General features: G+C 43.6%; 16 protein-coding genes. 1 reads left to right on the top strand and 15 read right to left on the bottom strand.

What is annotated here, in order from left to right:
* Window positions 1–36: 36 nt before the first annotated feature.
* The 13 genes from ACFVQB_RS03610 to ACFVQB_RS03550 form a co-directional block, all read right to left on the bottom strand.
* On the bottom strand, window positions 37–240 hold the full coding sequence (locus ACFVQB_RS03610; protein WP_379435044.1) for a hypothetical protein: 204 nt from the start codon (window positions 238–240) through the stop codon (window positions 37–39).
* Window positions 241–316: 76 nt separating this feature from the next.
* Window positions 317–580 (bottom strand): YkgJ family cysteine cluster protein, encoded by a 264-nt coding sequence (locus tag ACFVQB_RS03605; RefSeq protein ID WP_379435043.1) that lies wholly within the window; start codon window positions 578–580, stop codon window positions 317–319.
* A 29-nt stretch (window positions 581–609) separates the two neighbouring features.
* Window positions 610–1,464 carry a chemotaxis protein gene (locus ACFVQB_RS03600; protein ID WP_379435042.1) on the bottom strand — a complete coding sequence of 285 codons (855 nt, stop codon included), beginning with the start codon at window positions 1,462–1,464 and terminating at the stop codon, window positions 610–612.
* 272 nt (window positions 1,465–1,736) lie between these two features.
* A complete protein-coding gene (treP, locus tag ACFVQB_RS03595) occupies window positions 1,737–3,749 on the bottom strand; it encodes a PTS system trehalose-specific EIIBC component (protein WP_379435041.1) in 2,013 nt (670 codons plus the stop codon).
* A 29-nt stretch (window positions 3,750–3,778) separates the two neighbouring features.
* On the bottom strand, window positions 3,779–5,500 hold the full coding sequence (gene treC, locus ACFVQB_RS03590) for an alpha,alpha-phosphotrehalase (RefSeq protein ID WP_379435040.1): 1,722 nt from the start codon (window positions 5,498–5,500) through the stop codon (window positions 3,779–3,781).
* 316 nt (window positions 5,501–5,816) lie between these two features.
* Window positions 5,817–7,169: a C4-dicarboxylate transporter DctA gene (dctA, locus tag ACFVQB_RS03585; RefSeq protein WP_379435039.1), complete on the bottom strand. Its 1,353-nt coding sequence runs from the start codon at window positions 7,167–7,169 to the stop codon at window positions 5,817–5,819.
* A 240-nt stretch (window positions 7,170–7,409) separates the two neighbouring features.
* On the bottom strand, window positions 7,410–8,102 hold the full coding sequence (locus tag ACFVQB_RS03580) for a metal-dependent hydrolase (protein WP_063563389.1): 693 nt from the start codon (window positions 8,100–8,102) through the stop codon (window positions 7,410–7,412).
* 89 nt (window positions 8,103–8,191) lie between these two features.
* Window positions 8,192–9,883: a glycoside hydrolase family 13 protein gene (locus tag ACFVQB_RS03575; protein ID WP_379435038.1), complete on the bottom strand. Its 1,692-nt coding sequence runs from the start codon at window positions 9,881–9,883 to the stop codon at window positions 8,192–8,194.
* Window positions 9,884–10,003: 120 nt separating this feature from the next.
* On the bottom strand, window positions 10,004–10,462 hold the full coding sequence (locus ACFVQB_RS03570) for a VanZ family protein (RefSeq protein WP_379435037.1): 459 nt from the start codon (window positions 10,460–10,462) through the stop codon (window positions 10,004–10,006).
* 44 nt (window positions 10,463–10,506) lie between these two features.
* Window positions 10,507–11,373 (bottom strand): AraC family transcriptional regulator, encoded by an 867-nt coding sequence (locus tag ACFVQB_RS03565; RefSeq protein WP_379435036.1) that lies wholly within the window; start codon window positions 11,371–11,373, stop codon window positions 10,507–10,509.
* A 286-nt stretch (window positions 11,374–11,659) separates the two neighbouring features.
* Window positions 11,660–14,092, bottom strand: a complete 2,433-nt coding sequence (locus ACFVQB_RS03560) for a glycogen/starch/alpha-glucan phosphorylase (RefSeq protein ID WP_379435035.1) — start codon at window positions 14,090–14,092, stop codon at window positions 11,660–11,662.
* 315 nt (window positions 14,093–14,407) lie between these two features.
* Window positions 14,408–15,511, bottom strand: a complete 1,104-nt coding sequence (gene glgD / locus ACFVQB_RS03555) for a glucose-1-phosphate adenylyltransferase subunit GlgD (RefSeq protein ID WP_379435034.1) — start codon at window positions 15,509–15,511, stop codon at window positions 14,408–14,410.
* 28 nt (window positions 15,512–15,539) lie between these two features.
* Window positions 15,540–16,709: a glucose-1-phosphate adenylyltransferase gene (locus tag ACFVQB_RS03550; protein WP_379436277.1), complete on the bottom strand. Its 1,170-nt coding sequence runs from the start codon at window positions 16,707–16,709 to the stop codon at window positions 15,540–15,542.
* Window positions 16,710–17,327: 618 nt separating this feature from the next.
* Here ACFVQB_RS03550 and ACFVQB_RS03545 point away from each other — a divergent pair.
* Entirely contained in the window at window positions 17,328–19,811 is a 2,484-nt protein-coding gene (locus tag ACFVQB_RS03545; protein WP_379435033.1) for a hypothetical protein, read from the top strand.
* Here ACFVQB_RS03545 and ACFVQB_RS03540 read toward each other — a convergent pair.
* Together ACFVQB_RS03540 and ACFVQB_RS03535 are read right to left on the bottom strand one after the other, a co-directional pair.
* Window positions 19,806–20,870 carry a D-alanine--D-alanine ligase family protein gene (locus tag ACFVQB_RS03540; RefSeq protein WP_379435032.1) on the bottom strand — a complete coding sequence of 355 codons (1,065 nt, stop codon included), beginning with the start codon at window positions 20,868–20,870 and terminating at the stop codon, window positions 19,806–19,808. The two genes, ACFVQB_RS03545 and ACFVQB_RS03540, sit on opposite strands and share 6 nt — an antisense overlap.
* A gap of 43 nt (window positions 20,871–20,913) precedes the next feature.
* A complete protein-coding gene (locus ACFVQB_RS03535; RefSeq protein WP_379435031.1) occupies window positions 20,914–21,852 on the bottom strand; it encodes a tyrosine-type recombinase/integrase in 939 nt (312 codons plus the stop codon).
* Window positions 21,853–21,877 lie beyond the last annotated feature (25 nt).

The following is a 21,877-nucleotide window of genomic DNA, read 5'->3' as shown; positions in this document are numbered from 1 at the left end:
ATTCTGCGGATACTCTCTTTTATGTTTTTGCTCAAGTTATGAATAAACCCGACTATACATCCAGCTTACAATGCCCACGGTTACAGCGGCAGCCCCAATAATAAATGCATAATAGCCAAGTTTGCTTTTTGACTCTGATGTCTGCTTGTCATAAAAGTCTGAGTTTCGCCTGTAGAATCCCATCCACAGTTCTCCAATCATATTCACAACGATCATTACAAACCGTTTGGCAAGTACCATTCATCCCATACCCCTTTCTGATCCCAAACTAATTCCATATTAAGTATAATTATCCTTTCCCCTCAAAACAACTCTGTCACGCTGAACTGGGTGCAGTTTCCTGCTCCAGCCATCTCAATCGTTCAAAAGCCTCCTGATCCGTGCTGCCACACATCTCTTCCGAAGCCTGCAATCCGCTGCACACAGCGGGGCGCTCTTTCTGACCAAAGATTCCGCAGCGATTGTCCTCCGTCAGCTGCACACAGCGCACACCTGCGGGTTTGCCATCAGCCATCCCGGGTATCGGCGATGAGATCGAAATCGCGATACAGCATGCGGCACAGCCTGTCCTGCATTCCATAATTATTCACCTTCCTCCATATCTGACATTTAACGTGATCCACGATTCACCCACGTCCACGTTCGCGCCAGACCCTGGGCGATTCTCCGATTCATGGCTCCATTTGAGAAATACCCGCCATGACTCAACGGATTCCAGCTCCCGATTAACCCCCCAGAGTTAATCTCCATATCTTCTTTGACCGCCGCCTCATAGGCTGGATCAATAGGACGCAGCGGGTAACCCAGAATATCATCCCGATCATAAAAGTTAATCCACTCCCCTTCCAGCCCAGGGAAGTACTGCCCTGCCAGTGGCGAAGGTACCTGAATCGGCCGGCTAAAATCATGGTAACGTAAGCTCCATAATGGCAATGTCGTTCCAAAGGAATAAAAGTTCGTTAAAGTATCTCCCCGTTCCAATGCGGAAGTAACATCCACAATGGAAGGCGTGCGACTAGACGGATATTGCAGATCATAGAAAAAATTACTTGCAATTACCGCGCCCAAACTATGAGCAATGATACAGAGTGGAGCTTCAGGCCCGTTCCGCTGTGCAAGTGCATGCATCGCCCAATTCAGCGTACGATGTACCGCATCATAGTTATGACCTTGATTTTCCACAGGTTGATACGCGACAGCATCAGCCAGATAATGGATAACAAATCGACGCAACACTTGATAGTTCAATCCCTGAGAGCTGACAAGCTGCTGAAACAGCGCCTCTTCCCGATCCTCAAATACGTCAGCCCAATATACGGGCTCAATATCCAGAACCTGTTTGGCTGCTCCCGGCAACACCATAACCTGATCAAATTCCTTATGCAAACGCGAAATCAGTGTATCCGCATAATCTTCCTTTTGCATACCCAGACCATGAATGACCATTACCGCAACACGAGTCATGGCTCTCCTCCTCCGTCCATTGACTAGCCACTCTCTATGAACCATATGAACTTTTCGACCTGAACATGCACAGTCCTGATGAACAAGCTTTCCGATCGCCGTGAACATGAGATTTTGCCACATACATTCTAGATACAGTTTACCACGTTACAAATAAAAAAAACGAACTGCATCAAGGTCACATCACACAAGTTGACATGAGTTCAGCTTTATCTAGGTATCAGGATGAAAAAAGAAGCTGCGATATTCGCAGCTCCCCATTTGTTCGTAACTTAGCCTTTCAAATGAACCTTAAGCACACCGTTCTGATTGGATGTTACCTCACCAGTAGTGACCTCCACCCGATCAACCATGTCCTGACCGTCCGGAATAATGATTGGCGTAATGAGCGGATATCCCGCAGCTTCAATCACTTTACGGTCGAATTCAAGCAACGTTTGCCCGGCTCTTACCTTCTCTCCAGCTTCTACATGCATGTTAAACCCTTCGCCTTTGAGTGATACCGTATTGATTCCGACATGAATCAGAATCTGCAAGCCACTCGCGTGCTCAAGAATGACAGCATGTTTGCTCTTGATGACATGGGCAACCTGAGCATCAAACGGAGCAACGACCTGATTGCCAGAAGGTTCAATGGCAACCCCTTCACCCATTTGTTTCTCTGCAAACGCCGGATCAGGTACTTGTTCAAGCGGGACGGCTGTACCTGTTAACGGTGCCATGATTTCCAGTGTATTCACAGGCTCATCCGCCACCTGAGCAGCACTGCGTGTACGTTGCTCTGTATCTGTATTTGTTGTAGTTGTGCTAGAAGCTGATTTAGCTGTAGGCGTTTGACCGCCAGCTACAGTAGCTTGATCTGCGTTGCGGTCTTCTTTTCTCAACTTCGCTCTTCCGAAAATAACAGTCAGTACGAACGGAACAACCAGTACAATCGCCATACCGATGAAGAATACTCCCCATTTGTTCGGGAAAATCGACAGGAATCCAGGTACCCCACCTACACCGATAGAGGTGGCCTGAACATTATTCATCGTTAGCAGTACACCGCCGATTGCAGAACCGACCATACCGAAGATAAACGGATAACGATAACGGATATTTACCCCAAAGATTGCCGGCTCGGTTACCCCGAGGAAAGCCGAGACGGATGAAGTTGCCGCAAGTCCTCTCATTTTCTTCTCACGAAGCACGAGCATCATGGCAAGTGCGGCAGAACCTTGCGCGATATTGGACAGTGCCAGCATCGGCCACAGGAACGTTCCGCCCTGGCTACCAATCAGCTGTACATCTACCGCCAGGAACGTATGATGCATTCCTGTAATAACGAGCAATGCGTACAGTCCACCATAGATCAGACCGCCCAGAGCCGCGTACGAATCGTAAATATAGATCAAGCCGGATGTAATTCCATTCGCAATGGCAAATGTAACCGGACCAATGATTGTAAATGCCAGGAAGCCGGTAATCAATAAAGTGACAGGTGCAACTACAAGCAGTTTGATCGAATCATGCACCCGTTTGTTCAGGAAGATCTCCAGTTTGGCAAGCAGATAAGCTGATACCAATACCGGCAGAACCTGCCCCTGATAACCGATCTTCTCAATATGCCAGCCGAACAGATTCCACGTAGGCACGGTGCCTTCGTTGACTGCATTGGCGTAGCCATAAGCACTCAGCAGATCGGGATGAACCAGGATCAGACCAAGTACAATCCCGAGCAACGGACTGCCGCCGAACCTTGTTACAGCGGACCAACCAATTAACGCAGGCAGGAAGGTAAAGGCTGTGCTCGCGATGGTATTGATAATAGATGCGAGGTCTTTCCATGCCGGATATACATCCACCAGTGATTTGCCATCAAAGAATATGCCTGGTCCTGTCAGAATGTTATTAATACCGAGCAAGAGACCGGCTGTGATGATAGCTGGCAGGATCGGGATGAAGATGTCCGATAGCGTTTTGATCGCACGCTGGATTGGATTTTGCTTTTTACCCGCAACAGCCTTCACGTCATCCTTGGAAGCACGTTCGCCCCCGGTAATCTGAATCATTTCATCATACACTTTATCCACAAGCCCAGGTCCGATGACTACCTGGAATTGTCCTTGAGATGAGAACTGCCCTTTGACCAGATCGTTCTGTTCCAGACTTTCCGTATCTACTTTGCTTTCGTCGTACAGGGCGAACCGGAGGCGTGTGACACAATGCGTTGCAGCTTCAATATTTTCTTTACCGCCGACCGCGCGTACGATCTCCTCAACCTGTTTTTTATCAATTTCCATATTGTCACTTCCCAGTTATATGATGTGAATTAGTCCTGTTGCGGTACAAGCCACATATAGGATGAATACGGGCTCAGAGAGATTTCTTGCTCCAGTGCAGGGGATACTTCCGTATTGCCAATCAGCAGCTCTGCGGATTTACCCGCAATGTGAGCATTCCAGACGGCTTCAGAGAAAGCAAATTTTACGTCCAGCTTGCTGAAGTTGGATACCACAAGCAGCGTCTCGCTTCCATTGGTCCGTGCATATGCGAATACATCCGGATGTGCATCGTCCAAACGTTCATACAGACCGTCGGTCAGCACACGAACCTGTTTGCGCAGAGAAATCAGCCTGCGATAGTGATAATAGATTGAATTCGGGTCAGCCATCTGCTGAGCCACGTGAATCGAAGGATATCGTTCGTCCACTTTGATCCACGGTGTACCCGTTGTAAATCCGGCATTCTCGCTTCCATCCCATTGCATCGGTGTCCGGGAATTGTCCCTCGAACGCTCTTTCACAATTTGGAATGCTTCCTCGGCTGAATTGCCCCGTTCTTCTTGAAGCAGTCGGTACATATTTGTCGATTCAATATCACGGAACTCGCTAACGTCGTTCCAGACCGGATTCGGCATCCCGATCTCTTCGCCCTGATATACGTAAGGTGTTCCCTGCATGCCATGAATGGTTGTAGCGAGCATTTTGGCACTCTCAGCACGATAATCGCCATCATCAGCGAAACGAGATAACGCCCGCGGTTGATCATGGTTGTTCAGGAACAATGCATTCCATCCCCCACCTGCCTGCATGCCTGTCTGCCACTCACTAAATAGCTGTTTCATCGCTTCAAAATCGTAAGGCATCAGCTCCCACTTCTGTCCGTTCGGATAATCTACTTTCAGATGGTGGAAGTTGAACGTCATGGAGAATTCCCGGGAAGCAGGGGTCGAATATTTGATACAGTGCTCCAGCGTAGTCGAAGACATCTCCCCAACCGTTACCATATTGTATGGTCCAAACACCTCTTCATACATCTCTGTAATGTACTCATGCACACGTGGTCCATCGGTGTAGAACTTACGTCCGTCACCTGGGGAAACGCTACCATCATCATCGGGGAAACGCTGGTCCTTGGAGATCAGATTGATGACGTCCATACGGAAACCATCTACACCCTTCTCCGCCCAGAACTTGATCATGTCCCGTACTGCCTTGCGTACCTGCTCGTTCTCCCAATTCAAATCAGCCTGTGTTTTGTCAAACAACGTCAGGAAATATTGTTCTGTCTGCTCATCATACTGCCATGCAGGTCCACCGAACTTGGATTTCCAGTTATTCGGCACACCGCCGTCCGGAGCAGGGTCCTTCCAAATATAATAATCGCGATATGGGTTATCCTTGGAAGAGCGTGATTGCTGGAACCACTCATGATCCGTAGAAGAGTGATTCACCACGATATCAATCATCAGCTTCATGTCACGTGCCTTCAGACCTTTAAGCAGTTCGTCAAAATCCTCCATCGTACCAAAATCAGGATTAATCCGATAATAGTCCGCTACGTCATAACCGTTATCATGCTGTGGAGAGACATATACGGGCTGCAGCCACACGATATCAATACCGAGATGTTGCAAGTAATCCAGCTTTTCGGTCAATCCCCGAATGTCTCCGGTACCCGATCCAGTTGTATCGTTGAAACTCTTGGGATATACCTGATACACCGTGGAAGTCTTCCACCACGATGATGAAGTTGTGTTGGTTGAACTCATGTTAACGCCTCCAATAAATTGTATTGCTTATGTGGTTCTCTTGGCCTAACTTCATTTATATATTACATAACTAAACATGTATATACAAGTTGAAACTTTAATATGCTATCTTTTTCCTCTTCTACACATTCCCCATTAATGATTCCTCTGTAACAATTATTTTGCTGCTTGCGTTCGAGAACTCCATGATATCTGTATCTGAAACGACAAAAACCGTCTGTTTCCCCCATGATTCCATGCGGGTAAACAGACGGTTCAAATTTAAAGATATGAGATGAGTTAAAACTACATACGAAGCCCGTTCAATTCCTGTTTCTTACAGCATATCCGTTGAAACCATTCCTTGTCCCTGTTCCCTTTTGTTCAACTTCACCGAGGACAAGTACGCTTGTTCTTCTCTCTCCAGTTCTTCGGCACTGATCTCCCCGGAGAGCACAGCCCGCATGCGTTTTTGATCCAACAGCCCTTCCCATTTCGCCACTACAAATGCCGCAACACAGTTCCCCATCAAGTTCGTGAATACTCGCATGGTATCCATGAAGCGGTCTGCACCGAGCAGTAAGGCAACAGCAGCTACCGGGAATGCATTCAGGGCCGCTGCTGTAGCAGACAAAGCAAGGAATGCGGAGCCAGGTACACCCGCCATACCTTTGGAGCTAAGCATTAACACCAGTAAAATTGTAATCTCTTGTCCCAGCGTCAGATCAATGCCAACCGCCTGAGCCAGAAAAACCGTTGCCAGCGAAAGGTAGATCGAAGCTCCATCCAGATTGAACGAGTACCCTGTTGGAACCACGAGGCCAACGACAGCACGATCACAGCCTGCTTTGGTCAGCTTGTCCATCATGCGGGGCATAACAACTTCCGAGGAACCTGTGCCAATCGCCAGCATCACTTCGGAACGTGTATATTTTACGAATTGCAGAAAGTTCAGTCCTGTAATCCACCAGGCAGCCAGCGCAAGCATCACCAGGAACAGTAACGCGGCCCCGTAACAAGCAACAATTAGCAAACCGAAGGAGGACAGCGTGGAAGCCCCATACGCTCCAACAGTGTATGCCATGGCTCCGAATGCTCCGATCGGTGCCAGTTTCATAATGTATCCAATAATGCGGAACAAGATACCCAATACATTTTCAATCAGCGTCAGCACATTCTCCTTCGCCTTACTTTCCGTTGCTGCCAAGGCTACCCCAAACAAACAGGCAACGAGCAGCACTTGCAGCAATGCATTTTGTGCAAAAGCATCTACTACACTTGTTGGAATAATGTTCATAATAAAATCGACGATATGCGGCAGTTCAGAGCCATTAGTTTTGGCTTCGATGCCACTTGCATCAAGGGTTGAGGGGTCCACGCTCATATTTGCACCCGGACGAAGCAGATTGGCTGTGCCTAGTCCAAGGACCAGCGCAACCGTCGTTGCGATTTCGAACCACAGAATGGCTTTGAACCCAATACGTCCAACTGATTTCAGATCACCGATCTTGGCAATGCCTGTTACGATCACCATAAAGATTAATGGAGCAATGATCATTTTGATCAACTTGATAAAACCTGTTCCGAGCGGTTGCAGCAGACTACCCAGATCAGGCCACAGAATGCCTACACCAATCCCGATGATAACCGCTACAATGATTTGAAAAAACAATGATTTCACAAATGACATGAACGCTCCCCCTATTTTTCGGTCAATTCGGATTTCCGTTTGGTTTCCGTGTAATTTTTTATAACATTTCAGGATGAACTTCAACAATGGGATTTCAAGGTTTTTGTCATTTGCACCAACTGTAGCGTACAAAATTGAATTTTAAACCGAAAAAAGACGAATACCACGTCAGTTATCTTGACGTGGTATTCGTCTTTAGCTTCGTTTTGCTTTTATGATTAAACAGGGGTTAGAAGAGCATTACAGGGTAAGGGATTGTCCCGGTGCCAGCACACGGCCTTCCAGTCCTTTGGAAGCAAGCTGCTCCACAAACTTCTCGGCATCCTGACGAATCACCGGAAACGTATCATAATGCACCGGAATCGTCAGCTTGGCATTGAACCATTCAGCGGCTTGCAGAGCATCCTCTGGTCCCATGGTGAAATGTCCACCAATAGGCAGTAATGCTACGTCAATATCATGGCGATCACCAATCATTTTCATATCACCGAACAGGCTAGTATCACCGGCATGCAAAATGGTTTTGCCACCAATGTTAATAATATATCCTGCAGGCAATCCTGCGTACATGATCCGTTGTTCCTCTTCCAGCACGATTCCGGACGTATGGAAAGCCTGGATCATTTTGGCTTGCGCAAAACCAAGATCCACGGTTCCTCCCATGTTCATGCCAAGGGTGTCCAGGCCTTTCCATGACATATATGTAGCCAGTTCCACAATCGCAACCACCTTGGCATTATTGGCCTTGGCGATCGGTTCAGCATCCAAAATGTGATCCATATGTGCATGTGTCAGTAAAACGGCGTCCGTCTTGATGTCTTCCGGTTTGGTGACAGCAAGCTCATTGCCGCGCAGGAAAGGATCAATGATCAACGACTTCTCTTCTGTGCCCAGTTGTACACTGGAGTGTCCGTGGTAGGTAATATTCAGCAACGTGGTATCCTCCTGACATATGCGTTTGTTTGGTTTGATTTTCAAGCTATATTATAATTCAAAACTCTTCGCCAAAGCAAAATGATGTCTCATCGCTGCATTCGATAAACCCGTGCTTCATAAGGCTGAAGAAGAATTGCGCCCTTATCGGTGGAATAACGTCTGCTGACATTGCTGATGACCGTCTTGGCATTCTCATCGTTCCACCCTTCAGGCCATTGCATCTCAGGCTCATGTTCACGGAAATTCAGAATAACAAGCATCTGCTCATCATCCAGCGTTCGGGTATAGGCATAAATATCGGGATCATCCGGCAAAAGCAGCTCATATGCCCCATAGATAAGTACTTTATGTTGTTTGCGAAGTGCGATTAGTTTACGGTAATAATGCAAAATGGACTTGGGATCACGTTCGGCATCCGCCACATTAATCTCAGGATAATTCGCATTCACCTGAATCCATGGCTCACCATCGGTAAATCCCGCATGATTCGTATCATCCCACTGCATCGGTGTACGGGCATTATCACGACTCTTGCGCCAGATCGCTTGCATGACTTCATGTTTCGCTCGCCCCTGACCGATATGCTGCCGATAATAATTCATCGTTTCAATATCACGATAATCCTCAATATCAGGGAAAGCAACATTGGTCATGCCGATCTCTTCCCCTTGATAAATGTAAGGCGTACCCTCCAGAGTGAGCATCCACGTAGCCAGCATCTGGGCAGAGCGCACCCTGTACCTTCCATCATCACCGAAACGGGATACCGGACGCGGCTGGTCATGATTGCCCATGTAATTGGCATTCCAGCCTCTGTCATGCAGCACGGTTTGCCAGCGGCTCATAATTTCTTTCAGCTCGGGCAGCTTCCACTCCCGAAAGTTCCATTTGCCAATTCCGGACGATCGGGCATCCACAAACATATGCTCAAACTGGAACACCATATTGAGCTCATTCCGATCTGTCCCAACATAGGCCAGCGCCTGTCCCGGTCCAAGCCCGGAAGTCTCTCCAACAGTCATTGGACCATACGGCTTCAGGATCATATCGTTAAGTTTGTTCAGAATCGAATGTACCTGCTCGAGGTTGGAAAAAAGCTGGTACGCAGGAACGACCGGCAGATTATCCGGATTATGTACGCTGGGTAACCCCTCTGCCTTGGCGATATGCGCCACCGCATCTAAACGGAAACCATCCACACCTTTTTGCAACCACCAATGTACCATCTCATACATCTCTTCTGCCATCTGTGCGTTGTTCCAATTCAGGTCAGGCTGGTGTTCAGAATAGAGATGCAAATAATATTCATTCGTCTCCGGATCATGCTTCCACACAGAACCCCCAAAATAGGACTCCCAGTTGTTTGGAACCTGACCATTTTTGCCTGAACGCCAAATGTAATAATCCCGTTTCGGATTCACTTTCGATGAACGTGATTCGGCAAACCACACGTGTTCATCCGACGTATGATTCAGCACCAGATCCATCATGATCTTGAGACCACGCTTGTGCGCCTCAGCCAGCAAACGGTCAAAATCCTCCATTGTGCCATACTTACGTAAAATGGAGTAATAATCTCGGATATCATATCCGTTATCATGACCAGGAGAATCGTAAATAGGACAGATCCAAATCACATCCACGCCCAGCCCAGTCAAATAATCGAGCTTGTCATATATCCCCTGCAAGTCACCCTGACCGTCCCCATCCGAATCTTTGAAGCTGTTGGGATAGATCTGGTACACCACACTCTCTTTCCACCAAACGATATAGACCACCTCACTTTCATCACTCTTTACTATATAACCCGTTAGTATGTTTTATCCGAAATGCCCCTCTTATAAACAGAAAAGATCCATGAACACAAAAAGACCCGATCATTGACCGCTATACGCAGTTCAATTTCGAGTCCTTCCCTGTGAGAATATGAATAAGGCAAACCCTATGTATCCAATCCAGGCACCCACCGTATTCAAAATAATGTCATCGACATCAAACGAACCAACACGGGTCATCAATTGCGTAATCTCAACAGCTAACAAAAGTAAGACGACAATACCTGTAAATCGCAAAAACTTTCGGCACCTGCGAAATAACCAGGGAATCCATATCCCAAGCGGTATGAACAAAACAATGTTCCCAAACAGGTTCTTCACCCAGGCTTCCGTAGGGTATCTGTTCTTTTCAAAAAGAAGAGGCTTGATTGTTTCCAATGGTACCAGATTATATTGATAATTCACGCCAGGCGTTCTCCCGCTGACAAAGAGCAGGTTACCCATAATCAACATGTACAGTACTGCCATGCTGGCAACGATAACAAGCATCCATCTGGAGTGGAGCCACGAACGTTCGTTCATTCCCTTCATACCTCCGACCTTAATTCCGCAGAGCGCGGTAAGGTCTATTTTAAAGGGATATAGATCTTCATGTCCAGCTGCTCAGGCGTGGACTTCCATACATCCGTCACCTCAAAATCCGGTCCTTCCCTTCGTTCATAGTTAGACTGCGGAAGCCAGCTGCCATATATCATTTTGCGGATATCTTGTCCCGACCCTTCCACTGTGAACTCGGCGTATAAACCGCCAGGAATTTCAATGGAAGAATAGCCAGGTTTAAGTACCGGAGATGCTGCAAGGCTTTCCTCCCCCACAATAAAGGTGAACGCTCCATCATCTTCGAAACGACAAGCTACACCATAGGCTATATCCGGACGTGTCCGTTCAGGGATGTTCATAAATTTCTGCTCTGCCCCAAAGTCGTGATAGAACCCGGGTATTTCTGCATAGTGCTGATTTCCATTCAGGTTCGTCTTGTATTCATAGCCAATAATCCAGTTCGGTTCCAGTGTTAACAGACGAGGTGTGTTCATATGAAATTGTCCTCCAATCCGAGTACGATAATCGTTAAAATCAATACTTCGTTGCATTTTCAAGGGCGATGGTTGCTCGTCCAACTTGCGCAATCTGGCAGGTGTCATGCCCCAGTGGGCTGTAAAGGCACGGGTAAATGCTTCCTGGGATTGATATCCAAAGCTCAAAGCAATATCCAAGATGCCTTCCGAGGTGTTCTGCAAGTGATTTGCGGCTTCGGTCAATCTTCGTCTGCGCACATATTCCAGTACCGTAAATCCCGTTATCGCCTGAAATAAACGCTGGAAATGAAAAGCAGAAAAACTGGCAGCGGCTGACGCCTCCCTGATATTGAATTCATCCTGCAAATGCTGCTCCAGATACGCAATGGCAAGCTGGATGCGAGTGTAATGATCCATGGCGAGTGATCCCCTTTTCTTGGTTCAAAGTATGGAACGATTTCTTAATTTAGTATGGCTGAGATCAAAATCATTTTCTTGATATTGCGTGCGAACTTGTTGTTTATCAAAAATTTCTTATGTATTGGCAAACATGCGTTCTGAACAGACCATTCTGTTCAAAAAAATATTTGGACTTTTGGTGAAAGCTGAGTAAGGTATGATTATGAACATAAGCCTTACAATTCTCAACATACAAAAAATCCCCTTGTGCAACAAGGGGATTTAATTGTTAAACAATAATTCTTTAACCTTTCCAGTGTCCAGACACCGGATGAATGCCCCAGATATCAGTCGCATATTCACTGATGGTGCGATCACTGGAGAAAATGCCGGATTGAGCTGTATTCAGCACCGCCTTGCGGGTCCAGCCCGATACATCGCGGTATGACGAATCAATGGCAGCATGAGCATCGGCATAGGCAGCAAAGTCACGTAATACAAAGTACTCGTCACCATGTGCCAGCAAGGAATCGTAAATGTCCCAGAATTCACCATCACGTTCACAGAACGCTCCCGGATGTACCAGTTGCTCCACTACCTCGCGAATTCGTTCATCCTGCTGCACAATCTCACTTGGCCGATAACTGGCGGAGCGGTAATATTCAAGCACTTCGTCTGCACTCAGACCAAAGATGAACATATTTTCTTGACCGACCTGCTCTGCCATCTCGACATTCGCGCCGTCCATGGTACCAATGGTTAACGCACCGTTCATCATAAACTTCATGTTCCCCGTACCGGAGGCTTCCTTGCCTGCGGTTGAAATCTGTTCGCTGACGTCCGCGGCAGGAATGATTTTCTCGGCAAGAGAGACCGAATAGTTCTCCAGGAAAAATACCTGGAGGCGATCTTTCACGGCCGCATCACGATTCACCGTATCTGCCACCGTGTTAATCAGCTTGATAATTTTCTTGGCAAAATAATAACTGGGCGCTGCCTTTGCTCCAAAAATGAACGTTCGTGGCACGATATCAAACGAAGCATCGCTCTTGAGACGGTTATACAAATGCATGACATGCAGAATGTTCAGCAACTGCCGTTTGTACCCATGCAGCCTTTTCACCTGCACATCAAAAATGGAATCCGGATTAACAGCCTTTCCGGTATGATCCAGGATGTACGCGGCCAGTCGCTCCTTATTATCACGTTTAATGGAATGGAACTGCTGCTGGAATGAAGCATCATCTGCAACGCCTACCAGCTCATTCAGTCTGCCCGGCTCCCTAATCCACTCACTTCCAATCGTATCTGTGATCAGATTCGACAGCTTCGGATTGGCGTGCATCAGCCAGCGGCGTTGGGTAATTCCATTGGTTTTGTTATTGAAGCGCTCAGGATATAGTGCATAGAACGGAGCCATTTCCCGTTCCTTCAATATTTCGGTATGCAATGCCGCGACACCGTTTACGCTATGACTGCCCACAATCGCCAGATGAGCCATCCGCACCTGATCGTTCGCAACAATCGCCAGCTGCTGAATACGATCCTGGTCTCCGGGATAACGATTGAGCAGCATTCCGCAGAAACGTTTGTTGATCTCTTCAATAATCATATAAATGCGTGGCAACAGCTTGCTGATCATGGCTACAGGCCACTTTTCAAGCGCCTCACTTAGCGTTGTATGGTTGGTATACGATACGGTGCGGGTCGTGATATCCCACGCTTCATCCCATCCATAGCCTTTGACATCGATCAGAATACGCATCAGTTCGGGAATCACGAGTGTTGGATGAGTATCGTTGATATGGAACGCCACTTTATCCGGCAATCGATCATACGAAAGCTCAAGCTTGTTAAATGTACGCAAAGCACTCTGTACGCCTGCCGAACACATGAAATATTGCTGTTTCAGACGCAGCAGCTTGCCCTCGTATTGGGAATCATCCGGGTACAAGAACTCCGAGATCGATTCTACCGAACGGCTGTAATCCAGATATCCGTAATAGTTCGAAGGGGTATCGAGCGAAGTCTCCCGCTTGGGCTCCGCACTCCACAATCGCAAGGTGTTCACATGGGGCTGGCCATAACCAATCACAGGCACATCATAAGGTACAGCTACAACCGATTCGGCATCCTTCGTGACAAATTGGTAATGTCCATCCTGTTCATAGGCTTCCACACGGCCCCAGAACTGCACTTCCACCTTTTTGTCCGGACGGCGCACTTCCCATTCATTGCCCTTCTCGAGCCAATTATCGGGTAATTCCACCTGGTTTCCTTTAATAATTTTTTGCTCAAACAAGCCATATTTATATCGGATTCCGCATCCATGTCCCGCATAACCGAGCGACGCCAATGAATCCAGAAAACAGGCTGCGAGTCTTCCCAGACCTCCGTTGCCGAGCCCTGCGTCCGCCTCCTGTTCTTCCACCTCTTCCAAAGAGAAGCCCAGTTCAGCCAGACTGTCACGAACGAGTTCCAATTCATTCACATTTAACAGGTTGTTACCGAGCAGACGTCCAATCAGGAATTCCAGCGAGAAGTAATAGACCTGTTTATCCTGGCGCTGCTTAAACCCCTGATTCGACGCCGCCCAATCCTGACCCGCATATTCGCGAATCATGCTTCCAAGTACGTGATAGACATCCTCCTGCGTTGCTTCTGTTAGCGGTTTGCCCAATTTGCTAACCAGATTCCGCCTAAAAATACTCTTGAACGTTTCCTTGTTGTCAAACAAAAGAAGGTTCCTCCCGGTGAAATCCTGTAGGATAGTGGCGGTTCATACACTCAATATTTTGGTTCGAGCATGTGCCCGTTACGGTTACGAATCATTCTTTCAATCGCTGTTATCCCTGTATTTTCTTTATTGTATTATTCAAATGAAAAAATACAGTGATAAAGGCGAACGCTACGCTTCTCCAGAAATGATTTCGTCCCCTTCACTTACTTTTGAGCTCTTCTGCCAAACAACTTTCGCCCATGAACCTTAAATCCATCCTACAGGATTTTTATTTTATATATATTTATAGATGATATCGGTTACGTGTTGGTATTAGATAATAGTACTCTTCGCCAAAATATACGGGTTCGACGGGTCGCCGATCAGCGTTTGGCCGCCGCTTAGTTTTACATCTTTGTCGAGAATGACGTTCTCCAGAACGGCGCCTTCTCCGATGTAGCATTTTTGCATAATAATGGAGCCTTTAATTTTGGCACCTTTCGCCACATGCACCCCCCGGAACAGGATGCTGTCTTCCACTTCCCCACCCACAATGCAACCGTTCGCGAGCAAGGAATGTTTCACCTCAGCGGTGTCCAGATATTTCGCAGGAGCCTCGTATTTAATCTTGGTTTGAACAGGCTGTTCTTTGAACAGTTGTTCATACAGTCCGCTATTCAACAGTTCCAGACTATTGCGGTAATAGCTGTCGATCGAATTAATTACGGCATGATAGCCATCATAGGCATACGCAGCAATGTTCAAGCCATCCGGGTTTTTCTGAATCACATCACGGAAGAAATGGCTTTCGCCATGAGCGATGCAGCGCTGCACCTGACGCAGGAACAGTTCTTTTTCCATAATGAAAATTTCTGTATATATATTCGGATGATCGGCGCTTTGGTGAATGTCCACCACATTACCGTTCCCGTCATCTTCAACTTTGACACAGGCGTCATGTTCAGGCAGCAGTTGATCCACTTTTTTGCAGACCAGAGTTACATCCGCGCCCTTGCTTATATGGTACCTGTACACATCCTGCAGATCTGCTTTGGTTACGTGCCGACTGCCTGCATGAACTACATATTGCCCGGCACCCCGGCGGAAGAAATCGAGATTATTGTGAAAATGCTGCAAATCCCCTTGTGACGTATCGGTTGGATCGTTCCAGTCCGGTGGCAAAATAAACATGCCGCCATGCTTGCGATCCAGATCCCAAGGCTTACCGTCTCCCAGATGATCCATGAGTGAACGGTACTTGCGACGGACAAATACACCGATACTCTCAATGCCAGCATTCATCATATTGGATAATACAAAATCAATCAGACGGTAACGCCCGGCATAAGGCACCGCGGCTCCGCAGCGAAAGTACGTCAATTCCTTCAATTCTTCAAGCTCATGGTCAAGGTTAATAACTCCGATCAATGGTTTCATCGCATGCACCGTCCTTTTGGCTTTTAGATTAGGCTTTGCTTGTCATTCCCTCGTAAAGCTGATGTTCCAATTCTTCCTGATCAACCAGTAATATATCACTTTCATCCTCAGGGGCGGGCGACAGGTGTACTCCATCCGGGATCACCAATCCTTCGGCAATAATGGCTTTGTGAATGCGCACATTTTGTCCTATCTTCACTTTTGGCATGATCACCGAATCGGTTACGGAACTGTTCTCCCCCACCTCGACCCCGTAGAACATGACGGAATGATTAACCTCACCATGCACAACACTGCCTTCACTAATGATGCAATTACGCACCTTCGCAGATGGTGAAATATATTGCGCAGGCTGATTCGGATTTCGGGTATAGATGCGCCAGTCCGGGTCGTTCAGATTAAACGGAGTTTCCTCATCCAGCAGGTCCATATTGGATTCCCACAGACTATGGATCGTACCGACGTCCTTCCAATACCCTTCAAATGGATAAGCGTATAGTGATTTTTCATTTTCAAGCAGCAAGGGAATGATGTCTTTGCCAAAATCGTAGGAGGTGGATGCCTGCTGTTCGTCCTGGATCAGGAAGCGTTTCAGCACATCCCACTTGAAGAGATAGATACCCATGGAAGCGAGCGTACTCTTGGGTTCAGGAGGTTTTTCTTCGAATTCATAGATGCGATAATCATCGTGGGTGTTGAGCAGCCCGAACCGGCTGGCTTCTTCCAACGGAACGTCAATGACCGATATGGTGCAATCTGCATCCTTTTCTTTATGGTATTGAAGCATTTTCTCGTAGTCCATTTTATAGATATGATCCCCTGACAGAATGAGCACATGCTCAGGATCGAATTGTTCGATAAAATTCAGGTTACGGTAGATCGCATCCGCCGTACCGCGGTACCAGTTACTGCCATCTTCACGTTCATGAGGAGGAAGAACATATACTCCGCCATTTTTGCGGTCCAGATCCCAATCACTGCCAATGCCGATATAGGAATGCAGCACCAGAGGTTCGTATTGGGTTAACACACCGACCGTGTCGATGCCTGAATTGGAGCAATTACTTAGAGGAAAATCAATGATGCGGTAGGTTCCGCCAAAATAAACAGCTGGCTTGGCCAGTGATTTGGTCAATCCCTTTAATCTTTTGCCTTGCCCTCCAGCGAGCAGCATCGCTACAACTTCTTTTTTTGCCATCATTACAGCCTCCTCCATGTGCATTCGTTCTAATTCATTTCAGAGCCCATAATCCGATATGCTGTTGTGTGGACACTTTTGTCATGATTAGGAGCATGCTGTACAGACTATATTGCTTGGAAATTCCAGCTGATCGTCGTTCTTTGTAATGTCTGAAAGTAGATGATACATGCAGAATTGCCTGTACTTGTTGTGTAGAGGTGATAGGTGGATGTAAAAATTAAGGTGTACCCGTGAAAAATGCAATACACTACTCCTATATAACATTAAACACGAAACGGGCTGAGGAATCTTGCTGGAAAACTTCGACAAAAGTTTAAGCGGATATCACTCCTTCCTTTATCCCGCTGTCATAAAATATTGTATTCGCTGATGGGTCTTCAAAATCCTTTTGGAAAACTTTTGGGAAAATCACGTCAAATATAGACCTTATTACCTAATAGATATTTATAAAAAGGGCTTTTGAATCAGTTAATTTAATTCTTTTGTAAATTTTTAGAGGATTATATAGAAATGTGTCGAATAATGAATGTGGTATAAAAGTAGTACCCTGAGGAGTATTAAGCAATCTATCTAAGTGTTACATACTAATAACTATAAATTATTTGGAGGTTAATAATGAAGCATGCTCTATTAGATCATCAGAGGAAAATAAAACATGAGATTTTCAATAAAATTAAGGATTCTCATAATTTCTTTATAATTGAAGGAGTTTCAGGAACGGGAAAAACTTATTTACGACAAGATATTATAAATGAGCTCTTTTTAACCAATGATTTTGAAATTTTCCTTATGGAAGGAGACAAAAAGTGTATTACTAGAGAATACTACCCCATTGAACAATGCCTGTCATCTAAACAAAATATCCCTAAACATCAAAGTGAAGTTTTTAAGAGTACTGTTGCTAAAACGGCTGGAGCAGTACCCTTGTTCGGAAAAGCACTTGAGAGTTTTGTACATGAATTACTCAATTTTAATGACAATAAATTTAGAAATCGTAATTCACACCTAACAGATACCGAACGAAACATAATCTTCAGAATGCGTCACATTAGTAAAAAAAGGTTTTTGATTTACGCAGAAAATTTTCAATGGTGGGATGATAAATCAATTGAATTGTTTTATCAAATAATGAAAGAGAATCAAAACGAAAATTCATTCTTGAAAAACGCTGTAATCATAATCAATTGGACTGATGAACAACTTGAAAATTATCAAGATTTAAAAAATGATATTTCAAAGCAATTTGGATTTGTTAAACACAAATTGGATGTGATCAAGAAGGATGATTATAAAAATGTTTTACATTCAATGGGACTGAAAAAAGGCATAAAAACTGATTTACTAGATGGTCTATATTCAATAACAGGTGGTCATCTACATCTTACTAAAGAAATGATAAATTATCTTAACGATTCAAACGATCAATCATCTGTTAAATTAGAGGAATTAGCTGATACTAATCAAATCGCAACATTAATTCAAGACCGGTTAAAAAACCTTGGAGCAACTGGCGAGGTGGTAGAGGAAGTATTGAAATACGCTTCTATTTTAGGAATTTCATTTACTTTTTTTGAACTGGAAAAAATCACAAATAAAAACCAAGAAGAGTTACAACATATAATAAAAGAAGCAAATAAACTATATTTTGTTGAGCAAGCTAATAAAAAAGTGAATTTTATTCATGAGTTTATTAGAAGTTTGTTTGAAAAAAAACTTGAGGATATCAAAACTTATTACTATGCTTACGCTGAATGTTTAAAAGTAATTAAACCTAACGACTATATTGCAAGAGCACGTGCTTTATTAAAGGCAAGTTGTATAAAAGAAGCAGCCTCACTATATGTTTTAGCTTATATACAAAAGTTAAGGAATAATGACGTTATAAAAACGGAATTTCTCGAAGAAATATTTATTTCTATTAAAGAACTCGAAGCAGAGGAATATATAGAACTAATGCAACAGGCTTATACAGATTATAACAACAAAGAATTTGATAAAGCGATTGAAAAATTGAGCTGGATTGAAGATACACACCCCACTCTATTGAGAGCAGAAAGAGACTACCTCTTAGCTATGTGTTTGACAAAAAAAATAGATAGAAATCATCGTCAAGATTCAGTTTCTATTTTAGAAAACTATAAAGATCTTCATACGCTAGAAGCAGAAAGTGAATTATGGTCAAGAATACTTTCCCTTCTGATCATTAGTTATATTCATATTAATGACAAAGAAAGTGCCAAGAAGGTCGAAAAAGACCTTATGTTATATTTACACGAGAGGGTCGAATATGATCTCAATGCAAAAGATAAAATAAATATATTGCGTAGGAAATCTAGCGCAGTCTATTCCATTTCTATAGCACAAAGAAACACACATAAAAGTGTTAAATATTTTGGACCTTCAGAAGAGGGCGGAGTTCCACTTAATCCAATTCAGTACTACTTTGCTTTAAACAATCATGTCGCAAATACTTTTGTTCTTGGGAAATTTGAGGAAAGCCACAAAGATGCAAATAAATTGATTGATTTTATAACAAAGCACCCTGAAGTGGAGTTCCCTAGAACTGAGACTGCATTAAACAATTTTGTATTAAGCGGAATTGCAGCAAAAAAAATATCCCTAAAGGAAGGATTAGGAATATTTATAGAGATATTTAAAGAAACAAAGTCAAGTGCAGATCGAATTTTACTTCGAATAAACCAATCAGTTCTATACGCTGCAACTAATCAATTGGAAGAATCCTTAATCATATTAACAGGCCTAAGAAACTTACTCATTAATAAATCGAATATTGAACTATATTATCAGTATTATATTGAATCCAATCTTATGGTTGTAGAATATTTGTTAGGAAACAAATTAAAGGCCATGAAATTGTGGACTAGCATTTCTTATTTACCTTCAATTGGTGATGAGAATTATTATAGGAAGCGCCATGAAATTATAAAAGATATATTTGATTCTAATCTCAGAATCTCTGGAGAAGAATGGCTTACATATATTGATAGACATCATCCAGATCTTATTGAACATTCTAAAGAAAAATCCTTCGGAAACGGTTTTTTAGTATCAGATATTCAGTTTTGGTCAGAGTCATAAACTATATTTCTCAAATGTAATTGCTATAAACGTAGCAAGCATTTTATCATATGTATAGCCTAATTCTTTAAATGATTGATGAAATGAACTATGTTTTACAATGTGAGGATTTGTGGCAATATCAGTGATAAAAAATTCATTGTTTTGATTTATTCGGTAATCGATTCTTCCAAAACCTGTGATTCCTAATATCAACGCAACCCTTTTAGTCGATTCAATCAATTTTTGATTTACTTCATCATTGTATTTGGCGTAATTATAGAAAGAATACTGGTCTTTACCTCGAATTTCATAGGTTAGAATTTGTTCGTCCAGAAACTTTTTGTTCTTTAATTGAATTCCCATAGGAATTAGTGGTGTGATGCTCTCACTTGCCATAAAAGGATGTTCAATTTCATATCCTTCAATGAACTCTTGAACAATTATTTCTTGTTCATATTCCATAAATCTTTGGTGGATGGTTGAATCAAATGAACTTTCGTAGTTAATAATACTATTCTGATCAATTCCAATACTTGCTGATTCGTTATTCAGCTTAATTATAACCTTAATGCCTTCGGGTGGTTTTTTTCCAAAAAGCCACCCTTTTTTAGTATATAACCAGCTCTGAGGAACTTGAAGGCCGTGTCCTTTTAATAGTATACCTGTATGATACTTGTTTCTACACAAGCTTACGGTATAAGGATTAGAGCTCGTATACTTTAAATTATAAAGATCACAAAATGATGGTAACAATGATTTTCTACCAACTTTTTTTCCCTTTTGTGCCATGCTTAATACAATTCCAGTTTGACTGCCTCTTAGCATAGGATGGTCATTCTCCACAATTTGCTGTATAAACTCTGTCTCATCAAAATGAATTACTGTTTGAAATCCAAAATCTTCAAAACCCTTATTTAATTCCTCTATTTCTAACTCACTTAAATATTCGGAAGTTAAAGAATTCTTCTCGTAATCATCAAACTTGTTTGTATGATTATCTACGTTTGTTACCATTACCACCATAATCTTTTCTTTTTGTAAACTTATTAAATTAAGGTGATTGTTGATCAACTCCATTACAAAACCTCCAAATAATTTATAGTTATTTGGAGGTCTTATTTTACACTTTTAAGTTATTTCTCGGATTAAACCGCGAGAGCACATCTTTTTTGCGTTCAACTGACACTTCTGTATAAATTTGCGTAGTGCTTACGTTCGTATGCCCTAGTATTTCTTGGACTGAACGCAAATCAGCACCATTGTTGAGAAGATGCGTGGCGAAACTGTGCCTGAGATAGTGAGGTGTTGATTTTTTACTGACTTTAGATAAGTCCCTGTATTTCGAGTAAATATCTTCTATGGAATAAATCGAAAGTCGATCGCCATATTTGTTGATAAACAGAGCATTGGAATTGGTATCGAAATGCTCACGTTCATGCAACCAGGCTTTAATCTTGAGGATCACCTCATTACTGGAAATATACAATAAACGCTCTTTACGACCTTTCCCAAAGATCAATACCGTTTTTTCCTCCAGATCTATATGTTCAATATCGATACTCACTAATTCGCCGATACGAATTCCGATCACGTAAAGCAACTCAATAATAGCATCATTGCGCAGGTTAATTCGTCTCCTAAAATCTGTACGTAATTGCTTCATATGTTCTTGTGGAGCGTTTAACAACCTTTCAACCTCATTCACAGAGAGAGTCTTCGGAATACGTTTTGCTGTTTTGAAATTTCTTCCGAAACCAAAAATAGGGGATTCAGCAATATCCCCTTCCTGTACCAAATAATTAAAAAATGCTTTAAAGCATATGTATTTTCTTTTAATTGTAGAGTCTTTAAGCGTTTGCTCACTTGTTAATTGTTCTAGATACTTTCTTAAATTATCTCTGTTTACATCATATATTTGATTATCTTTAAACCATTCAACGAGTCTGTTGAGGTCAGACAGATAAGCTTTTATCGATTTTTGGGACAGGTTTCGTTCTACACTTAAATAGATTTCATATTGCTTGATGTATGTATTCAAATCGTGATTGCCGAGTTTCATATTGCCTCCTGATGTATATGTGATA

Source organism: Paenibacillus sp. NPDC057886, from assembly GCF_042796655.1.
Taxonomy (GTDB): Bacteria; Bacillota; Bacilli; order Paenibacillales; family Paenibacillaceae; genus Paenibacillus.
Note: the sequence above shows the minus strand (reverse complement) of the source record. Positions and strands in the feature narration are given on the sequence as shown.